Origin of the sequence: Pantoea sp. 18059 (genome assembly GCF_902706165.1) — a bacterium.
In the GTDB taxonomy this organism is placed as follows: domain Bacteria; phylum Pseudomonadota; class Gammaproteobacteria; order Enterobacterales; family Enterobacteriaceae; genus Pantoea; species Pantoea agglomerans.
Map to the genome: position 1 here is coordinate 1 of NZ_CACSJS010000075.1, position 386 is coordinate 386.

The following is a 386-nucleotide window of genomic DNA, read 5'->3' on the forward strand; positions in this document are numbered from 1 at the left end:
CCCTTGGCCAGGGTCGAGATCAGGCCGGCCTGCGGCGCGGCCAGCGCGTTCGGCCCGGCCCCGGGCGTCCCGACGAAGCCGAAGCTCGTCGCCAGCACGTTGAGCACCGGCGGGATGATCGCCGACCCGAACACCACGCCGACGACCAGGGCCGCCTGTTGCTTCCACGGCGTCGCCCCGACGAGCTGGCCGGTCTTGAGATCCTGCAGGTTGTCGTTCGCGATGGCGCAGATGCTGAACACGATGCCGGTGACGGTCAGCACGTAGGCGACGAGCGCCCCGCCGCTCTGCGCATCCCCGTCGCGGCCGAGCAGGCCCAGCAGCATCGCCGAACTCGCCAGCGCGGCCAGGATGCCGATTCCCGACAGGGGCGAGTTGGACGAGCC

1 protein-coding gene is annotated in these 386 nt (G+C 71.8%); it reads right to left on the bottom strand.

Features of this window, described 5'->3' with window-relative positions; all coding sequences use genetic code 11:
* A partial coding sequence (locus GVJ63_RS22130; RefSeq protein WP_200843149.1) for an OPT/YSL family transporter occupies positions 1 to 386 on the bottom strand: 386 nt, incomplete at both ends.